Raw genomic sequence first — 18,344 nt, 5'->3', positions numbered from 1 at the left:
AAGGATTTTGGTGCCCATGGACCCCATAGCCCGTACGCGAGTCCCCGGCGAAGACGTGCCGGTCGCCGTCCCCGCGGTGCTCATGGCCGTCGGCCTCCTCTTCGTCACGACGGCCGTCGGTGCCGCCGACGACGCCGTCGCGCCACCGCCGGCCGTTGCCCCGGAGAGGCCCGCGCCGACCGCCCTAGCGCCCCGCCCGCCGCCCGAGATCGCGACGCCACCGGTGCCCGTGGCTGCGCCAACCCCCAAGGCCTGCGGCAAGCTCGTGCTGCTCTACGCGACAGGCTCTGCCGAAGGTCCCGGCGCCGCGGCGGCCCCTCTCGACAAGCTGGCCCAATACTTCGTCGGCAACCCGAGCGCTCACGCGCTCGTCGAAGGGCACGCTGACGCGACGGGCAATGAGATCGACAACCTGCGCCTCAGCCGCGATCGCGCGCAGTGGGTCGCAACGAAGCTCGCCGAGCGGGGCCTCGCCAAGGGGCGCGTCACGGTGCGCGGCCTCGGCGCGTTCAGTCCCGTCGAGGGACAGCCTGAGACCGAGTCCGTCAATCGGCGCGTGGTGGTCACCGTGCATGGTGGGAGCGGCTGCGCGCCGGTTCCCGAGGAGGAGGTCAAATGATCGGGTTGTCGTTGGTGCTGACGTTGGGGGCCGCGTGCGCCTTCGGCGGCGGGGGCTACCTGTTTGGTGCGCGCCTAGGCCGAAAGGCGCGGGCCGAATTGACCACGCTCAATGCGGACAAGGAGCAGCGAATTCACGCCCTCGAGGAGGCGTCGCGCGCTCATGCCGCGGCCGGTCCGGAAGACCTAAAAGCGGAGCTGCAGGGACTCGTCGCGCGGCTCGGCTCGCGCGACCGAGAACAAGCCGACGCCATCAAGGGAGAGCTTCGCGCGCTGGCCACCGCCGTGTCGGCGCAGGAGCGCTCGCAAGACGCGCTCAAGGCCGATCTGCATCAGCAAGTCGCGTCGATGGCCAAGATGTCGCCCGATCCGGAGGCCCTCAAGAAGGACTTCCAGCGAATGGTCGTGCCGCTCATCCAGCAGCGCGAGAACGAGGCGCGCAAGATCGGCGACATGATGAAGGAGGTGCTCGCGCCGGTGCTCGATCGCGATCGGCTCGGGCGCGAGCTGATGGACGTCAAGGTCTCGGCGGGCCTCCATGAGCTGCCGCGCGTCCTCGACGCCGTCGCCGACAAGGGCGGCTTTTCGACCGTGGTGCTCGCCGACGACGTCGGTCTTCCGCTTGCGTCGAACAACGGCGCACGCAACGTCGAAGCGCTCGCCGGCGTCTCGGCGATGCTCTTCACGCTCGCGGATCGATCGGCGGCGCTCGGCGAGTCACGGCCAACGGCGGTCCTCGTGCAAGACGAGCACGGTCAGTCGGCCCTCTATCGAATCTTCCAGGTGGGCTCGAGTCGCTTCGTGCTCACGGCCGTCGGTCGCGGTGGGGCCATCGCGCCGGGCGCCCTCGACCCTGCCCTGCCGAAGCTCGAGAGCGCATTGGCGCGACCCGACGCCGTCGCTTGAAAGTTGCACGGGACTAATCCCTGACGCGGCGCGCGCTCGGAGGCGAAAGCCGCCGACCATGTTGCGTGACGCTCCTGCGTCGCGTACTGCGACCACCGATGGGGACCGCGTACGCGACGGGGCGACGGCGTGCGGTGGCAGGCGCGTTGCTCCTCTGCTGTTCCTCCGCAAGCGGCATTGCAGGCGCGCACACCACGACCGAGACGCTCGGGCAATACTGGAGGCTGCGCGAGCGCCTGCGGTCCGAGTTTGTCTCGCTCGGTGAAGGCCCCGGCGACGGCATCCCCGCGGAGCGCCGCGACGCGACGACGATCCACTACGCCGACGCGACGATTCATCTGGGTTGGTACATCGGCGTCCTGGCGACGGAGCTCGCGCTCCTCGAGAGTCCGAAACATCCCGGCTACGACGCCGGTGATGCGGGGGCCAAAGCGCGTGCGTCGAGCGAGCTGGCGGGCGCCCTTGGTGCGCTCGACCGGTTGGACCTGGCCGCCGACGCGGCCTTCGACGTTCCTTGCACGAGCACGCCGAGCCTCAACGGCTTCTTCCTCCGCGACGACGCGACGGCGAGCCAACACACGAAGTTCACGGGCCTCACCGCGACGGCTTCCGACTTCCTCGGGTCGCCGGCGATGAAGGAGATGAGCCAAGATCAGGCTGTTCATCTCTTGGTCGGCCTCGCACTCGTCAAGAAGCTCGTCCCCAGCTCGCTCGTCGTCTCGAGCAAAGGGCTGCGCGCGCAGGCCGTCGACGCAGCCGTGCGGATCGTCACTCACATGGCGGTGCCCAACGGTTGGCAGATCACCAACCCAGCCTGCGGTGCGCGACTCGTGGCCCGGGGCGCGGACGCGCGCGGGCTGAGCAAGGGCTTCAGCGTTTCGGTCGGGTTCATGACCAACGGCGCAACCACGCTCGCTGCCGATCCGTGGCTAGGCTCCCTTTGGGATCTCTTGCGGACACCGAACAGTCTCCTCAGCACCGACGCGCAGCACATGGGCATCGCCCTCGCTGCCGTCGGCCGCGGCTTCGGCGCATCGACGTTCGACGATCTGGTGAACCTGACGAGCCCCCAAGATTGGGTTCTGTACCCGGCGCTCCACGCCGCGCTCCACGGTGCCACTGGCACGCTGCACGATTGGCCGAGCAAAGGCCCGACGGTCGCGAACGAGGCCAAGAAGCTCCTCGACGAGCTACCGCTGGGCGCGGAGCCGAAGGCGCCTCCGGCGGGAGCGGTGAACCCGCACGGCTGGTCCAGCTCGCAGCGCTTCATCCGCGCCAAGGCGGAGCACAGGAGCGCTCAGGCCGGGTCCGGCATGCGCATGCCCGGCCTCGACTTCATGCTGCTCCACAACCTCCGCGCATTGACCTGGCCCGACGACTGGAGCGGGCCATCGTTCGACGCGGGCGCACCGTTGGCGACGACCCCTGACGCAGCGACGCGCGCCGCTGGCGAAGCGCCGCAGCCGGCGCCGCCGCGCGCCGCCGCCTCGACGAAGGGCGAAGAGACGCCGTCTCCCGGTTGTTCGATGGGCGCTCGCCACGCCCCCCCTGCCCTCGCGCTCCCGCTCCTCGGCCTCCTTCTCTGGCTCGGTCGCCGACGACGCTGACGCGGCCCTTGCGACCGGCGCAGCGGCGGGTTCTCCTGCGCCTATGCGACGAGGCGCGCTCGAATCGGCAGCGGTGCACTGCGCCCTCACGCTGGCGTCGCTCGCCTCGCTCTATCCGGTGCTCTGGGTCGTATCGCTGGCGCTCTCGCCGCGCGGCCTCGTTGACGAACGCGGGCGCGCGGCGCTGTTGCCGTCGTTGTCGGAGCTGTCGCTCGCGAACTTCACGACGCTCTTCGCGAGCCCGTTCTTCTTTCGCCAAGTGGCAAGCTCGCTCGTCATTTCGACGGCGACGGCCATCGTCGCCGTCGCCATCGCGACGCCGGCCGCCTACGCCCTGGCACGTTTTCCTTCCGCCGCCACCGAGCCCTCGCTCCGAGCGCTCTTGGCCACGCAGATGTTCCCGGCCATCGGGACGGCGGTGCCCATCTACGCGATCCTCTCGGCCCTGCGTCTCCTCGACACGCGCGCCGGCCTCGTCTTGGTCTACGCGTCGACGGCCGTGCCCTTTGCCGTCTTCCAATTGCGCGGCGCGTTCTTGACGATCCCGGAGGCGCTCGAGGAGGCGGCGCTCGTCGACGGCGCCACTCGCTTTCAGGCCTTCGTGCGCGTCGTCCTCCCGGCGGCTCGTCCCGCCATCAGCGTGACGGCGCTCTTCGCGTTCATGAGCGCGTGGAACGAGTTCATCCTCGCCGCGACGTTCCTCTCTCGTGAGGAGAGCTACACCTTGCCCGTCGTCTTGCAGCGGCTCGTCGGCGAGCACGGCGCGGCCTGGGGGCTCTTTGCCGCGGGCTCCGTCGTCGTGAGCGTGCCCGTCATGGCGATCTTCTATGTGCTCCAAAAGCACATCGTCGGCGGGCTCACGGCCGGCGGCGTCAAAGGCTGAGACGCACGGACGCGGCCACTTGCGCCCCCGCCGCCCGGCCCCCGGTGACGCCCGCAGCCCCCCCCCCCCGCGCCCCCCCCCGCACAAGCCGCAGCGCCTTCCGCTTGCTACCCTTTGCCGATGCGTCTCGTTCACAGTGTGGCGGGCTTGTGCTTGTCTGGGATTCTCTTCGCAGCGTGCTCCTCGGCCGAGGCCGATCCCTACGGCAGCGTGCCGGTCGGTCCCGGCGGGCCGGGCGGCAGCGGCGACGGTGGCGCGACGCTTGGAGACGGCGCCCTCGGTGGCGACGGCGGGCCCAGCGGCCCCGGCGCGCTCAAGGGATTCGTGGTGCGACGCAAAGAGGGACTCGCCCTCGCGGCGCGTGCGGTCAAGGTGCGCGACGCCACCGGCAAGGTGCAAGATCTCACGACCGACACGGCGGGAGGATTCTCCGCCAACGGCGTCGTGGCCCCGTACGACCTATGGGTGGCGCCGTCGGGCCCTTCAAACAATTCGCTGTCGACGACCTACCTGGGCCTCCGTGCCATGAACATCAAGGTTCACGGCGACGCCACCGAGTCGCCGCCGCCGGCCGTCAACGGGACGAACATCGCCCTCAGCTGGACCGTGCCCACGTGCGGCGGCGGTTCGTGCCGGTTGGAGCTCGGAACGCGCTGCGCCGATGGCTCGGTGACGACCGGTGGTCACCCGGGCCGCGCCTCCGGCGAGGCCTATTCGCAGAACTACCCGGTCAGCTGGTTCGGCGCGCCCAACACCACCTGCGAAATCTCCGTGCTCCTCATCAGCTTCGACAAGACGACGTATTACTTCTTCCGCACAAACGTCGCCGTGCAGAAAGACGTGCCTGCTGCGGCACCGATGACCGTGCCGGCGGGCTTGCCCATCGGCGTCGCGAGCGTCACCGCGACGACGACGGCGCCCGGCTCGTGGCCGGCCCCAAACGCGACCTTGAACCTCGTGTTGCCCGCGCCGGCCGGGTCTTTTGAGCTGCTCTCGGAAGCTGTGCCTTCAGCCCCAACGTCGCTCCCGGTCATCGCCGGCTCCACGGTGACCGTCAACGCCACGCAGACGTTCACGAGCGGCTCGAACTTCGCGCTCGTCGGCGCCACGCTAGTCGGCGCGGCACCGGCGGCGACGACGTACAACCTCCAGCTCGGCGATCCGACGCCGCTGGTAGCTCCGGTGGAAAATGGGCAGATCAACCTTTCCAACGGGAGCTTCGAATTTCGCGCGGCCCCCGAGCCGCGCATTCGCATGGCCACCTGGGTCGGCCCCTCGGGCCCCGGGCACTTCGTGATTCTCGGCGAGCCGAAGCTCCCGCTCTCACGGCTCGCGGGCCTCGGACCGGCGCTCACGCCCGCGGGCGTCACGCTCATCGCAGAAGAGCAAACGGGAAGCCTCGACGAGTACGTCTCCGACGTCATGGTCGTGCGCTCGACGCGCTTCGCGAAGTCGAGCTACTCCGTCGTCATGCCGCCCTGACGACCGACCGAGCCGCCGTCCGGAACGCCCGCTTCGGCACGGCCGGCGGCTACGACGTGCAGACGCTCCGCGGCTTGTTTCTTGCTGCTAGGCGCTGAAGAGCTGGGCGACGCCTCGTTTGCCGTCGACGCGCCACAGGGAGCTTTCGACGTCGAGCTTCTCCGCAAGCCCTCCGGGCAGGCCCACGATGGGGTCGCTCTTCAGCGTGCGGAGCGCGAGGAACGGACACGGCAAGGGACCGCTCGCCGACCGCGGCGCCGTGATCGGCGCCCAAATGGCGTCGCCGACCAAGCGGCGATAGTTGGCGTCGCCCTTCACGATGGCCACGTCGCATCGCGCCAACGCGAAGGCGAGGTGCGGCGGGACGTGGTCGATGAAGGCCGGCGAATTCCAGAAGACGTCGGGCGCGATGCGGAGGCGTCCCGCGTGAAAGTGAGCCTCGTGCACAGCGCCGAGCCGCGAGAGCGCGGTGCGCACATCCGCGGCGATCGCGTCGCTGACGAAGGTCGGATGCCCTTTGACGTGAACCACGACCTCACGCGCGCCGCCTTCGATGAGCGCCGCCGCGAGCACGAGATCGAGGAGCAGCTCGGCGCCGGTGTTGTCGGCCACGAGCGCGATGCGCGCGTCACGGCGCAGGAGCAGCGAAAGCGCACGCGAGCGATCGTCGACGATGAGATCGGAGACCGACGCGTGCATGCCGAGGGCGGCCGCGCCGGCGTAGCTGAGATCGAGCCGGTTGCCCCAGAGCGCCGCCTCGAGGAGCATCATGATCCGCGCCTCGTGCCCGAGTGACGGCGCCGAGCGCGCCGCCTCCACGGACTCCCACGTCGCCGGCTTCGCGAGGTCGTCGGCCTTCGTGACGGCGAACGGATCCACCTCGGTCTCGAAGTAGCGAACGGCCTCGATCATGCGCCGATAGAGGTACGTCTCGGCGAAGAACCAATCGGTCGCCAGCCATGTGTCGCTGGCGTGCGAGGCGAACGGCGCGGCCCACTGGTCGAGGTCGGGCGCGGGCCCTTGGAGGGGCCCAATCGGCTTGTCGCCGAGCACCTCGTCGGCGAGCGCTCGCACCGCATCCTTCGCCTGTTGCATGCTCGGCGAGAGGTCGGCGATGACGCGCTCGAGGATCGCAGGAAATCGCACGCGCATGGTGTGGTGCGCGAAGCGATTGGAGGCGTCGGTCCGAATGGAAGGCGGGCGCTTCACCATCGCCCGATGGTCGCACGCCTGGCCTCCGCCGATGGCACGCGATCGCGGCCGCCGCGCCCACGTGCTGGTTAGGCCTCGTTGGGAGTCGGCTTGTTCGCGAAGCGACGGCGCAAGAGATCGGCGAGGCGCGGAGCCAGCGTCTTGACCCACAGCTCGGGCGAGGCGCGCTTCGCAGCCCACGCGGCCTTGGCGTCGGCCATCGGCACCGAATAGAAGCGGCCCTTGCGACACGCATCGAGCGCCGCGCGCGCAACGCCCGCTGCGTCGAGCTTCGATTCGGCCATGAGTGCGCGGGCCACGTTGACCTCGTCGCCACCGCCGTGACGGCGCGCTGCTTCGACGATGTTGGTGGGGAAGAACGACGGGCACAGGACCGTCACGCCGACGCCATGGGGCGCAAGCTCTTGAAGCAGCGCCTCCGAGAGCCCCACGACGGCGAACTTCGTGGCGTTGTAGGGCGCCATGCCGGGCGTGCCGAGCAGGCCCGCGAGCGACGCGACGTTGAGGATGTGACCCGAACGAGCGGTGCGCATGCGGGGCGCGAAGACGTGGCAGCCGTGGACGACGCCCATCAGGTTGATCTCGACGATGTGACGCCAGTCCTCGAGTGGCACGACGCCCACCTCGCCGGAGACGGCGACGCCGGCGCAGTTGATGACGAGCTCTTCGCCCTGACCGAGCGCGTCGCTCGCGGTGGCAAGCGCGCGCACGTCGTCCACACGCGACACGTCGCAGCGAAGGGCGGTAACGCGGGCGCCGGCGGCGCGAGCCTTGTCCGCGGTAGCCTCGGCGCCGGTGAGGTCGACGTCGCCGAGAATCAGCGCGGCGCCGGGCCTCGCGAGTTCGAGGGCGAAGGCGCGACCAAGGCCACTGGCGGCGCCGGTGATGACGGCCCGGGTGGGCGACGTGGAGGGCGGGAGCATCTTCGACGACTATCAGCCCGCGGCGCGGCAAGGGCGAGGGAAAAGACCCCTCCGAGGGGTCCCGATTTCGGCGAAATTGCGCTGAATTGACAGCAAACCTTGCGCCGGGGCGACCATGGAGACACTTTTCCGCGGCCTCGGCCTCGCCGAGGGCGCCGCCCATGCGAAAAGCCCTGCTTCTGTCCCTCGGACTCGTAGCCGTTCCCGCCCTTGCTTGCAGCGGCTCCGGCTTCAGCGGCAACGCCCTCCCCGCGGGGCCCGATGACGACGCGTCCGTGAGCACGGAGCCGACAGGCGACGGTGGGGCTGGCACCGGCGATGCGAGCACGCTCACGTGCAAGGGCGCGCGCGCCGACTGCAACAAGCGCGCGAACGACGGGTGCGAGGTCGACACCTCGAGCAACCCGAAACATTGCGGCGCTTGCGGCAAGACGTGCAGCGGGGGCCAAGTCTGCGCCTCGGGCAAGTGCTCGGCGTCGTGCCCGACGGGCCTCGACAACTGCGGCGGCGCTTGCGTCGATGTGCAGGCGAGCGCCGAGCATTGCGGCGGCTGCGGCAAAGCCTGCGCAACCTCCGCGAACGCCACCGCAGTGTGCAGCGCGGCGAAGTGCGGGCTCGAGTGCATCGCGGGCTTCACCCCTTGCGCCGCCGGGTGCTGCAGCGGACCGACCCCTCCGCCACTCCAAACGGGCCCGACCTTGTCGGCCGGTGGCAACCACACGTGCGCCGTCACGGCGAGCGCGGGACTAAAATGTTGGGGCTCAAACGGCTCCGGGAAGCTCGGCGACAACACGCTGACCGATCGCAAGGCGGCCGTTCAGGTCTCGGGTCTCACGGCCAACGTCGTCGCGGTGGGCGCCGGCAACATTCACACGTGTGCGCTCCTCTCGACCGGCGAGGCGCGCTGTTGGGGCGGCAACGGCGAAGGCCAGCTTGGCACCGGCGACAACCTCGGCAGCAAGATCCCGCAGACCGTCTCGACGCTCGGCACCGGCGCCCTCGCGCTGGCCGTCGGCCGCGATCACTCCTGCGCCATCGCCACCGGCGGAGTGGTCAAGTGTTGGGGCGTCAACGACCACGGGCAGCTCGGTGACGGCACCACCAACTCGTCGAGCGCGCCGCTCACGGTGAGCTTGCCGCGCGCGGCCGTTGCCATCGCGTGCGGCTCCTCGCACTCTTGCGCGCTGCTCGATGACGCGTCGATCTCCTGTTGGGGCGCCAACGACGCGGGCCAACTCGGCGATGCCTCCGTGGACGAGCGGCTCACGCCGGTCGTCGTGGCCGGCGCTCCCGCCGGAATCCTCACCATCACGGCCGGCATCTCGCACACGTGCTCCCGCACGACGTCGTCGATCCATTGCTGGGGCGACAACGCCAGCGGCCAACTCGGCGACGCGACCACGACAAGCCGCCTCGCGCCCACGGAGGTGCCGGGTCTCGTCGGAGCTACGCAAGTCGAGGCTGGCACGTACCATACGTGCGCCGTCGACGGCGCGAGCGGCGTCGAGTGTTGGGGCCTCGGCAGCTCGGGGCAGCTCGGCGACGGCGTAGCCGCGTCATCGTCGGAGCCTGTGAAGGTCTCCTTGGCGGGCCTCCCGATCTCGGAGGTGGCCGCCGGCAGCTCGCACACGTGCGCCCGTGTCGCCGCTGGGCCGGTCCGCTGCTGGGGTTCGAACTCGCGCGGTCAGCTCGGCAACAACAGCCTCACCGGCTCCGCCAGCCCCGTCTCCGTTTTCGGAATGTGAGAGCCGACGCCCGTCGCGCGCTCATCGCGCGCGGTCATTTCCAGCGGCCGATCTGAAAGTCGACCCAGCCGCGAACGACGTCGAAGCGCGCGTGATCGTCGTAGGTCGCGCTCGCGCCCGGGTTCCACTTGGGGGTGCACGAGAGGACGCCCACGATGCGCCCGTCACAGAAGAGGCCGCCGCCTGAGTCGCCTTGGCGCGTCGCGCCGTCGAGGCTGTCGGAGAAGAGGCGGTAGGGCGCCGCCTCGCGAACGCGCCGATGGGCCACCCGCCGCTCGTGGGTGGTCTCGAAGTCGCGAGCCGGATCTTTGTGCGTGCTGTAGCCGACGACCTCGCAGGCCGCGCCCACGCTCGGCGCGTCGCCGAGCGGCACCGGCGTCACGTCGGTCACGGGTTTGTCGAGGCGCACCAACGCCACGTCGATGATCTCGCGACCGCAGACGTAGCCGCTGTCGATGGAGCCGTCGGGCCGAAAGGCTCGCGCGACCTCGAACGACGGAAACACCATGACCTCGCGCACGGCGAAGCGGCGCATCGACTTGAGCGCCTTGGTGCGCTCGTCGAAGATCGTGATGGGCACGCCCTGACCCAAGTAGAACGCGCTGAGCGTTTGCCCCATGCAGTGCGCTGCCGTGAGCACCACGTTCGGGGCCACGAGCGTGCCGCCGCAGGTCGGCGGCGACGAGTCGCCGGCCTTGGGCTCGCCAGCCATCAAGAGCCCGGCGGCGGGATGCGCGGAGTCGCGCGCACCCCCCATGATCGCGGCCTCGTCGGGCTCGCCTCCCGCCGTGTCCGAGTCGCCTTGGTCGCCGCAAGCCACGCCGCCAAGGGACGCCACCGCCGCGAGGGCGAGCGTAAATAGTCCATGAGCGAGCGGGCGAGTCGGCACGAGCGACCAAGGGCTCGCAGACTTCATGCCGAGACGCGCCGCCGGCCCGGCTTGTGGCTCCTCGCGAAGAGAAGCCCCTTTTCCGGCCCCACGTCGCCGCGCGGCGCTGGGGCCCTAGCGCCTCGCCACGCGTTGGAGCATGGGCGATCCGGGAGCCTCGCGATCCCGGATCGGGGCGGTCGTCTCTACGCGTTGTACGTGGTGCTCGACGTCGTGCCGCCGTGGCCGGTCCAGTTCGTGTGGAAGAACTGGCCGCGCGCCTTGTCGGTCCGCTCGTAGGTGTGCGCGCCGAAGAAGTCGCGCTGCGCTTGGAGCAAGTTCGCCGGGAGGCGCGCCGTTCGGTACGCGTCGTAGTAGGCGAGCGCGGCGCTCATGGCCGGCGTGGGGATGCCGTTCTGGACGGCGAGGCCGAGCACGCGGCGCCAGCCTTCTTGCGCGCGCGCGAGCGCGCCTTGGAAGAACTCATCGAGCATGAGGTTCTCGAGGTCGGCGTTCTTCTCGAAGGCCTCCTTGATCTTGCCCAAGAAGGCGCTCCGGATGATGCAGCCACCGCGCCACATCATGGCGATGCTGCCGTAGTCGAGCGGCCACTTGGAGTCCTTCGCCATCGCTCGGAGGAGCGCGAAGCCTTGCGCATACGAGACAATCTTCGCGGCGTAGAGCGCCTGCTCCACGTGTTTCTCGAGCTCGGCGGCGTCGACGCGCGACGGCTTGGGTCCCGCGAGGCGCTCGCTCGCGCGAACGCGCTCGTCCTTCTGCGCGGAGATGCACCGCGCGAAGACGGCTTCGCCGATGAGCGTCAGGGGAATGCCGAGATCGGCGGCGGAGCCGACGGTCCACTTGCCGGTGCCCTTCTGGCCGGCCACGTCCAAGATGAGATCGACGAGCGGCTTGCCGGTCTCCGGATCGACGGTGCCGAAGACGTCGCGGGTCACTTCGATGAGGTAGCTGTCGAGGGGCCCTTCGTCGTAACGACCGAAGACGCCGGCGAGGGCCTTCGCGTCGAGACCGCCGAGCGACGAGAGCAGGTGGTACGCCTCGCCGATGAGCTGCATGTCGCCGTACTCGATGCCGTTGTGCACCATCTTCACGTAGTGGCCCGAGCCGGCGGGGCCGATCCACTCGCAACACGGCGCGCCGTCGACCTTCGCGGCGATGGCCTGGAACACGGGCGCGACCGCGGGCCACGCTTCTTTGGCGCCGCCGGGCATGATCGAAGGACCGGTGAGGGCGCCCTCTTCGCCGCCCGAGACGCCGGCGCCGATGAAGTAGAGGCCCTTGTCACGAAGCCGCTTCTCGCGGCGGTCGGTGTCGGGGAAGTGCGTGTTGCCGCCGTCGATGACGATGTCACCGGCTTCGAGCAGCGGGACGAGCTCGTCCAAGACTGCGTCGACGGCGCCACCGGCCTTGACCATGATCATGACGCGTCGCGGCTTTTTGAGGGCCGCCACCAGCTCCTTCAGGGAGTGCGTCCCGACGAGATTTTTCCCGGCGCCCCGGCCCTTGATGAACTCATCGACGCGGGTCGTGGTGCGGTTGAAGACCGCCACCCGAAAGCCTCGGCTCTCCATGTTGAGGACCAGGTTTTCGCCCATGACGGCCAGGCCCACGAGACCAAAATCCGCGTTCGACATGCGCTTTGCCTCTTTGATTCGCTGAGTTCCGCGCGGCCGGGGTGGTCGCGGGATCGAGAGGGTACGAGCCTCCGAGGGCGGGCCTCAAGCGTCCCGCCTCTTTTGGCGGCTTCTTCGACGCTTCTTCGACCGGGTAGGGAAAAAACGCCCGTGAATTTGGCCCCGCGGGTTGCGAGACGAAGACCTTTGTGTAGGGTTCAGCCCCGATGCTGGACCTCACCCTTCGCCGCGCTCCCCGGGCCCTCGCGCTCGCCACGGATGGCGTCCAAGACTGGCTCTCCACGGGCTACGCCGTCTCGAGCGTCCTCACGTCCATCGTCGTTTACGACGTCGTGCAACGCGTCGCGTGGCGCTTCGGCCCCGACGCGCAACAAGACGCGTCGCGCGCCATGGCACGCTCCATCAACCGGGGCGCGCGCCGGTCCGGCGCGACGATCCGCGTGCGCGGCCTCGAGAACGTCGACCAGACCAAGAACTACATCGTGGTGTCGAACCACCAGTCGCTGCTCGACATCTCGCTGCTGACCGAGCACTTGGGCAAGCTCAACCCTCGCTACGTCTCGAAGGTCGAGCTGGCGCGTGGCGTCCCCGGTGTATCTTACAACCTTCGCCGCGGCGGCTCGGCGCTCATCAACCGCAAAGATCCGGCGCAGTCCAAGGCGGCCATCGCAGACCTCACGCGCCGCGTTCGCGACGAAGGTGTGACGGCGGTCATCTTCCCCGAGGGCACGCGCTCGAAGACCGGCGCGATGAAGCCGTTCAAAACGGGCGGCCTCAAGGAGCTCGTGCGCGGCGCGCCCAACACGCTCATCCTCCCGGTGACGAGCTACGGCGGCTCCGAGCTCTTCAGCCGCAACATGAAGCCGCTCGTGCGAGGCGTCGAGCTGGGCATGGTGTTCCACAAGCCGATGGCGGCGCCGCCGGCGGCCCTCGGCGACGAAGCGTTCACCGCCTTCACCGACGAGCTTCAGCGGGTCATCGCGAGCGGGCTGCCGCAGGCGCGAAACTGAGCGTCCCTAGCGACCGTCGCCGCGATCGCCAGGGACGGCTCGCCACTCGGCCCAAGCCGTGGTGAGATGCCGCGTGGCATCGAAGAAGAAGACAACGAAGGCGAAGCACCCCTCGAAGACCGTCCGCAAGGCACCCCCCGCGAGGGCGAAGGCGAAGGCGGCGCCGCCGAGAGCCAAGGCTCCCGCGAAGGACGACTCGAAGAAGAGCACGAAGAAGGCGCCGAAGGTTGCCACGAAGACCACGACCGCGAAGAGGAAGGCCGTCAAGAAGGTCGCCTCCGCCGCAAGCGCCGGCCACGAGGCGCTGCTCCTCACGAACGAGAGCTTGAAGAGCCCCGACCCGTCGGCGGTCATCGAGGCGAACATCGCCGTCGTCAACGGCCTCTTCGCGCAGCACTTGGAGGCCCAGGAGATCTCCCGCGACGCGCTTCGCAGCTACTACGTCGACTACTACCTGGCGCAGATGCAAAACGGCGGCTTCTCGCAGTTCGTCTACAACGCCAGCGCGTCGGGCGAGGTCTTCACGCTCGTCACCGAGGGCCTCGAGTCGATGGGCGCCAAGAAGCACCTGGCGCTCTTTGAGAAGGGCGTCGAGGGGCTCGTGGCGCTCGGCCAAAAGAAGGTGAAGGAGTTCCTCGCCAGCGAGTACTTCGGAACGAACAAGACCCGCGACGCGCTCGCCAAAATCGACGACGCCTTCTACCGGCTGCAAGAGAAGGAAGAGCTCACCACGCTGAACGCACGCTGGCTCAAGGGGCACGCGGACCTCGTGGCGCTGCCGGCCGCCAAGCTGGACGCAGAGCTCAAGCGCCGAGGGGCGCGGCTGCCCGATCGCGCGCGTCGTATCGCGAAGGCGTTGGCCGCCGAACCGAGATACCTCCAGTTGATCCGTGCGCTATGCAAGCGCGCGGGCCACGAGCTCGATCGCGTCACGGCGGGCGATCCGAGCTACAAGCACGACGGCGCCAGCACCGTCGCGTGGCACTTCCTCACCGATCGGGGGCACTTCTTCATGGTGGAGAGCAAGGGCAAGGCCCACATGCTCGACGGCAAGACGAAGAAGAGCGTCGCCTCGGTAGCGGCTCCTGCCTGAGCGCGCGCGCTCCGTGGCGGGGCAGGGGCCACGCACGCGACGCGGGCGCTACCTCGAGAGCAAGAACGCGGGGAGCGGGATCTGCACCTTGGTGGTGCTGAGCCAGAAGCCGCCGCCGCCCCCGAGCACGAGCGCGACGAAGACGATGATGGTGGAGATGGTTCCGCGAGGAGCGGGCCGCTTGCCCCACTCGCGCGGCGTGCGGCGTAGCGTGCGCTTGGCGAGGAGGCACGCGATGGGACTCGCTTCGGGGACGCCGTAGGCGTCGGCCGAGGCCTTGATGGCCAAGGCCACGAGACCGGCGTCTTCGGGGTGCGCTTCGGCGCGCGCCACGGCGTAGACCATCATGAGGTGCGGCGGCAGCTCACCGGCGCGGGCCGAGGCTTCGAGCATGTCGGAGAGGACGTCCCAGCGACCTTCGTCAATGAAGCGCTCAACGCTCGCGAGCGGCACACCGCCCGTGCCGGACGCGGCCCGCGCCGCCGAAGACGCGTTCGCCGCGTTGAGGGCGATGGAGACCGAATCGAGCGGCGGCGGCGGCGCGCTCGAGAGCGCGCGCGTGTCGAAGAGAGCGCGACTCGAGCGGCTCGCTCGGTGTCTCAACCGAGGCGTCCGAAGCGGTGTCGATGGGGGCGTCGATGGACGCGGAAGCGTCGACAACGGGCCGAGCCACGCGATGCGGCGGAGCACCGAGCTCGCCTTCGTCGACGACCGACGCATCGCGACGCGCGTCGCGGAGCGGCGAGCGGGTCTCTTCGACAACGAGCGCGCGAAGGCGAGCGTTCGACGACTCCTCGGGGAGGCGATGCCCTGAGGAAGGACGCTCGAAGGGCCGCTCCACCGATGAGTCGTCCCCATCAGGCTCGGCCCGTGGATCGCGACGGGAGGGGTCGCGGCGGCGGCGGTCGCCCTCAGTCATCGTAACGAGCATGGCACGAGGGCGCCGAGAGAGCCCAATCTTCGCCGATTCTCGTGGGCCGATGTGGGCGGGGATGGGGGGATGGGGGCGAGGGGCGACTCTTCCCTGTTCTCGCGCCGCGGGACTCGCGACGAACGCTCACGTTTTCCTCTTTGCGTGGTGCCCCGCCAGGGCACCTCCCGCCCATGTATCGCGACGGCGAAGAGGTGGCGCTCGCGCGGGCTCTCGCGGCGCACGAAGCGCTCGAAGAGGTTGGCGGCGCCGAGATGCCGGCGCCCGCTGCGGGCCTTTCCGCGCAAGAACTGACCGCCCTCGCCGAGCGCCTCGACCTCGACCTCGAGCGTCGCCGCGCGGCGATAGCCCATCCTCCGGGCCCGCCGGTCCATTTCGCGCACGGGAGCTCTGGCCCTTCTGGTCGTACACACTCCACACGAGCGACACGCCCGCCGTCGCGCTCGACACGTTCTTGACGCTCGTCCAAACGGGGCCGCTCAAGGGGCACATCACGGGACAGGTCGTCGAGGCGTCGAGGCGCATCTCGTATCGCAACGCGTTCCTTCCCGCGCTGCAACTCCGCGTCGAGGCCAAGTCCTATGGGGCGTCGCTTCACGTCCGCATGCAACTCCCGTGGTTCGTGGCCGCCTTCGTGCTCCTGTGGATGGGCCTCGCGCTCATCGGGGGACTGATAAGTGGGGTCGTCATGCTCGCGTCGGGACAGCTCGCGGGCCTCCTCTCGTTCGTCTTCCCGGCTTTCGGCATCGCCTTGGTGGGCGGCGCCTTCGCCTTCGAAGCGCGCAAGGCGCACGCAATCGTCTGCGCCGCGCTGACGCCGGTAAAGTTTGACGCACGAGGCCGCGTTCAGGCTGTCGTGCAGGGCAACGCGCCGAAGGGCTGATTCGAGCCGCTCGCGTGCGTCGCCGTGGCAAACTCGCGCCATGAGCAACGCTGAGCGCCCGCGAGCGCTGGCTTCCCTTCTTGTTTCGGCAGGCCGTCCGCGAGCCCAGGGCTCGCCCTTGAACGTGCCGCTCGTTCCAGCGTCCAACTTCGTCCTTGGCGGCGCGCGCGGATACGCGCGCGACGACGGCACGCCGACTTGGGAGGCGCTCGAAGAACTGCTCGGTCACCTCGAGGCCGGCGATTCCGTCGCTTTTGCTTCTGGCATGGCGGCCATCGCAGCAATCTTCGACGAGCTCACGAGCGGCGCGACCGTGGTGGTGCCCACCGACTGCTACCAGGGCGTGAAGCGTTTGGCGCTCGAGGGGCAGCGGAAGAAGCGTTGGTCCGTCGAGCAACTTGCGACCGACGACACCGCGGGCTGGCTTCGCGCCTGTTCGTACGCCGATCTTCTTTGGCTTGAGTCTCCGTCGAACCCGCTGCTCGTCGTGGCCGACCTCCGCGCCATCTGCGCGGCGCCGCGCAAGCCCGAGGCGATCCTCGCCGTCGACAACACCTTCGCGACGCCCCTCAATCAGCAGCCCCTCGAGCTCGGAGCCGACGTCTCGGTGCAATCCGCGACGAAGCTCATCGGCGGACACTCCGACTTGCTCGCCGGCGTGGCGACGACGCGGAGGCGATCCCTCTACGACTCGTTGCGACAGGCGCGGGAGGTCCGAGGTGCCACGCCTGGCGTGCTCGAGGCGTTCCTCGCGGTACGTGGCGCACGCACCATGGCCTTGCGCATGGAGCGAGCAGAAAGCACGGCCCTGGCGCTCGCGCGGCGCTTGGAGAGCCATCCCCACGTCCGAGTGACTCGCTATCCCGGGCTCGAATCGCACCCGACACACCAAGTGGCAAAGGCGCAGCTCCGCGGCTTCGGGACGGTGATCTCGTTCGACGTCGCCGGCGGCGCCGAGGAGGCCGACCGGGTCTGCGAGCGCACCACGCTCATCCGTCATGCGACGAGCCTTGGCGCCGTTGAGTCGACCCTAGAGCGGCGCGCTGCCATTCCCGGACAGGAACACCTCCCGCCCTCGCTGCTTCGGTTGAGCGTAGGCATCGAGGACCCTCACGACCTCTGGGCCGACCTGTCCGACGCGCTCCTGTGACTGGCCATTTTTGGCTGGCTCTTGCTAGGCGCAACCTCGCCGAAGGCGACGTTGCCCTATGCTCGGCGATTCGCCGACGACCATGCGAGCCGCACTCTCCTTCGTCACCCTTCAAACGGGCTGGTTCGCGTGCGTGCTCGGCGCCGCAAAGGGATGGCCTTGGCTCGGACCGGTGTTCGTCGCAGCGCTCCTCTTCGTTCACCTTCGAAGAAGACCAGCCCACGCTCGCAGGGCCGAGGCCGCGATGCTCGCGCTGAGTACGCTCATGGGCTTCGCGATCGACACGGCGCTCCTTCAAGCGGGCACGCTCGTCTTGCCGGGGGCCTCGGTCTCGCCGCCGTGGCTCGTCGCCCTCTGGCCCAACTTCGCCGCGGCGACGGCGGCCGGCGGAAGTCTCCGCTCGTTCGCTCGGCGCCCCGTCGCTGCCGCGCTTCTCGGGGCCGTCGCCGCCCCGCTCGCGTACGACGGCGGCTCGCGCATGGGCGCCATGACGCTCGGCGAACCGCGGGCGACCTCATGGCTCACGCTCGCCGTTGTGTGGCTCTTCGTCTTGCCGGGCGTCTTCTTGGTGCGCCCGGCTCGACGTTGGTGACGCCCAGCGGTGACCTGACGAATTCGAGGGCCAGCCTCGTGCCACTCGGCAACCTTGGTATTGGGCGAACGGCGCCCCGGCGGTCATCGCGCGGGCCGCTCGGGCCCCGCCCTTCTTGGCCCAGTGGACCTGTGTCGCAGCGGCGCGGAGAAGTCCATGTGCCTTGCCGTGCGATCTGGCCTACCGTCGACCGCGTTCCAGCCTTTCGCTTCCAGTAGGAGCCCCATGAAAAGCAAAGCCATCCTTTCCATGCTCGTCGTCGCGTTCAACGCCCCGCTTCTGGTCGTCGCTTGCTCGAGCAGCAGCTCGTCGGGCGGCGGCGCAGGCGCCGTCAGCTCCATCGACGCCTCCAAGCAGGGCAGCAGCCTGAGCGACGCCGAGAGGGTTCAGGCTGCAAGGATGTTGCCGCCTACGGCGCGAAGCAGATCCCGGAGGCCGACGCGAAGAAGGCGGCATGTTTCGGGAGCGCGGTCACGACCCTCTTCGTGGGTGGCGCTCCCAAGGACGACGCCGCTCCGCTCGAAGTGCAAAACGGCGTACCAGGACTGCCTGAGCAAACCTCTCGCGAAGGGCGACGCCGGCACTCAGGCGAGCCCGACTGTTCGTCGGCCGTCAAAGACCTGGGGTCATGCAACGCCACCATCGGCGAGCTCAACACCTGCTTCGCCGATCAGGTGAACGGGGCGGAAGGCTGCGTACACGAAGTTTGATACCGCGTGCGATTCGCTCCAAAGCGATGGTGGCGGCTTCCAGCAGAGCTCGCCCCAGACGCCCGCGAGCTGCAAG

The 18,344-nt window shown here is 69.4% G+C and carries 19 protein-coding genes; 13 read left to right on the top strand and 6 right to left on the bottom strand.

The features are described 5' to 3' along the window. Window positions 1–16 precede the first annotated feature (16 nt). From IPG50_36105 to IPG50_36085, 5 genes are all read left to right on the top strand, one after another. A complete protein-coding gene (locus IPG50_36105; protein ID MBK6697569.1) occupies window positions 17–619 on the top strand; it encodes an OmpA family protein in 603 nt (200 codons plus the stop codon). Then, window positions 616–1,524: a hypothetical protein gene (locus tag IPG50_36100; GenBank protein MBK6697568.1), complete on the top strand. Its 909-nt coding sequence runs from the start codon at window positions 616–618 to the stop codon at window positions 1,522–1,524. The genes IPG50_36105 and IPG50_36100 overlap by 4 nt, the downstream gene beginning before the upstream one ends. 98 nt (window positions 1,525–1,622) lie before the next feature. Beyond that, entirely contained in the window at window positions 1,623–3,131 is a 1,509-nt protein-coding gene (locus tag IPG50_36095; GenBank protein ID MBK6697567.1) for a hypothetical protein, read from the top strand. Between the two features lie 43 nt (window positions 3,132–3,174). Beyond that, window positions 3,175–4,014: an ABC transporter permease subunit gene (locus IPG50_36090; GenBank protein ID MBK6697566.1), complete on the top strand. Its 840-nt coding sequence runs from the start codon at window positions 3,175–3,177 to the stop codon at window positions 4,012–4,014. A 120-nt stretch (window positions 4,015–4,134) separates the two neighbouring features. Beyond that, window positions 4,135–5,496, top strand: coding sequence for a hypothetical protein (locus tag IPG50_36085; protein MBK6697565.1), 1,362 nt, complete (start codon window positions 4,135–4,137; stop codon window positions 5,494–5,496). A gap of 87 nt (window positions 5,497–5,583) precedes the next feature. Here the strand turns inward: IPG50_36085 and IPG50_36080 are convergent, their stop codons facing one another. Both IPG50_36080 and IPG50_36075 read right to left on the bottom strand, forming a co-directional pair. Beyond that, the gene (locus IPG50_36080; GenBank protein ID MBK6697564.1) at window positions 5,584–6,708 is read right to left on the bottom strand and encodes a protein-glutamate O-methyltransferase family protein; all 1,125 of its coding nucleotides are present in this window, start codon (window positions 6,706–6,708) and stop codon (window positions 5,584–5,586) included. Between the two features lie 68 nt (window positions 6,709–6,776). Continuing rightward, window positions 6,777–7,631, bottom strand: a complete 855-nt coding sequence (locus tag IPG50_36075) for an SDR family NAD(P)-dependent oxidoreductase (protein ID MBK6697563.1) — start codon at window positions 7,629–7,631, stop codon at window positions 6,777–6,779. 161 nt (window positions 7,632–7,792) lie between these two features. Between IPG50_36075 and IPG50_36070 the strand changes: the two genes are divergently transcribed. Continuing rightward, window positions 7,793–9,376 (top strand): hypothetical protein, encoded by a 1,584-nt coding sequence (locus IPG50_36070; GenBank protein MBK6697562.1) that lies wholly within the window; start codon window positions 7,793–7,795, stop codon window positions 9,374–9,376. Window positions 9,377–9,410: 34 nt separating this feature from the next. On the opposite strand, the gene IPG50_36065 is transcribed toward IPG50_36070, so the two are convergent. Both IPG50_36065 and gnd read right to left on the bottom strand, forming a co-directional pair. Then, window positions 9,411–10,292: a trypsin-like serine protease gene (locus tag IPG50_36065; protein MBK6697561.1), complete on the bottom strand. Its 882-nt coding sequence runs from the start codon at window positions 10,290–10,292 to the stop codon at window positions 9,411–9,413. A gap of 158 nt (window positions 10,293–10,450) precedes the next feature. Beyond that, the gene (gnd, locus tag IPG50_36060) at window positions 10,451–11,899 is read right to left on the bottom strand and encodes a decarboxylating NADP(+)-dependent phosphogluconate dehydrogenase (GenBank protein ID MBK6697560.1); all 1,449 of its coding nucleotides are present in this window, start codon (window positions 11,897–11,899) and stop codon (window positions 10,451–10,453) included. A 206-nt stretch (window positions 11,900–12,105) separates the two neighbouring features. Here gnd and IPG50_36055 point away from each other — a divergent pair, with 206 nt between their 5' ends. Further along, window positions 12,106–12,909, top strand: a complete 804-nt coding sequence (locus IPG50_36055; GenBank protein ID MBK6697559.1) for a 1-acyl-sn-glycerol-3-phosphate acyltransferase — start codon at window positions 12,106–12,108, stop codon at window positions 12,907–12,909. Between the two features lie 6 nt (window positions 12,910–12,915). Here IPG50_36055 and IPG50_36050 read toward each other — a convergent pair whose 3' ends face one another. Continuing rightward, window positions 12,916–13,263 (bottom strand): hypothetical protein, encoded by a 348-nt coding sequence (locus tag IPG50_36050; protein ID MBK6697558.1) that lies wholly within the window; start codon window positions 13,261–13,263, stop codon window positions 12,916–12,918. On the opposite strand from IPG50_36050, the gene IPG50_36045 reads away from it, so the two are divergent. Beyond that, window positions 13,235–14,002 (top strand): DUF4375 domain-containing protein, encoded by a 768-nt coding sequence (locus IPG50_36045; protein MBK6697557.1) that lies wholly within the window; start codon window positions 13,235–13,237, stop codon window positions 14,000–14,002. The two genes, IPG50_36050 and IPG50_36045, sit on opposite strands and share 29 nt — an antisense overlap. A 48-nt stretch (window positions 14,003–14,050) precedes the next feature. On the opposite strand, the gene IPG50_36040 is transcribed toward IPG50_36045, so the two are convergent. After that, window positions 14,051–14,605 (bottom strand): hypothetical protein, encoded by a 555-nt coding sequence (locus IPG50_36040; GenBank protein MBK6697556.1) that lies wholly within the window; start codon window positions 14,603–14,605, stop codon window positions 14,051–14,053. Between the two features lie 73 nt (window positions 14,606–14,678). Between IPG50_36040 and IPG50_36035 the strand changes: the two genes are divergently transcribed. The 5 genes from IPG50_36035 (at window position 14,679) to IPG50_36015 (ending at window position 18,268) form a co-directional block, all read left to right on the top strand. Then, window positions 14,679–14,816: a hypothetical protein gene (locus tag IPG50_36035; protein ID MBK6697555.1), complete on the top strand. Its 138-nt coding sequence runs from the start codon at window positions 14,679–14,681 to the stop codon at window positions 14,814–14,816. A 571-nt stretch (window positions 14,817–15,387) separates the two neighbouring features. Beyond that, window positions 15,388–15,816, top strand: a complete 429-nt coding sequence (locus IPG50_36030; protein MBK6697554.1) for a hypothetical protein — start codon at window positions 15,388–15,390, stop codon at window positions 15,814–15,816. A 40-nt stretch (window positions 15,817–15,856) separates the two neighbouring features. Next, complete coding sequence (locus tag IPG50_36025; protein MBK6697553.1) at window positions 15,857–16,966, top strand: PLP-dependent transferase; 1,110 nt, start codon at window positions 15,857–15,859, stop codon at window positions 16,964–16,966. 82 nt (window positions 16,967–17,048) lie between these two features. After that, window positions 17,049–17,558 carry a DUF2878 domain-containing protein gene (locus tag IPG50_36020; protein ID MBK6697552.1) on the top strand — a complete coding sequence of 170 codons (510 nt, stop codon included), beginning with the start codon at window positions 17,049–17,051 and terminating at the stop codon, window positions 17,556–17,558. A gap of 290 nt (window positions 17,559–17,848) precedes the next feature. After that, a complete protein-coding gene (locus IPG50_36015) occupies window positions 17,849–18,268 on the top strand; it encodes a hypothetical protein (protein MBK6697551.1) in 420 nt (139 codons plus the stop codon). Window positions 18,269–18,344: the final 76 nt, after the last annotated feature.

It is taken from the genome of Myxococcales bacterium (assembly GCA_016703425.1).
Lineage (GTDB): Bacteria > Myxococcota_A > Polyangia > Polyangiales > Polyangiaceae > JADJCA01.
The sequence above is the reverse complement of the archived record's forward strand: the minus strand, read 5'-3'. Positions and strand labels throughout refer to the sequence as shown.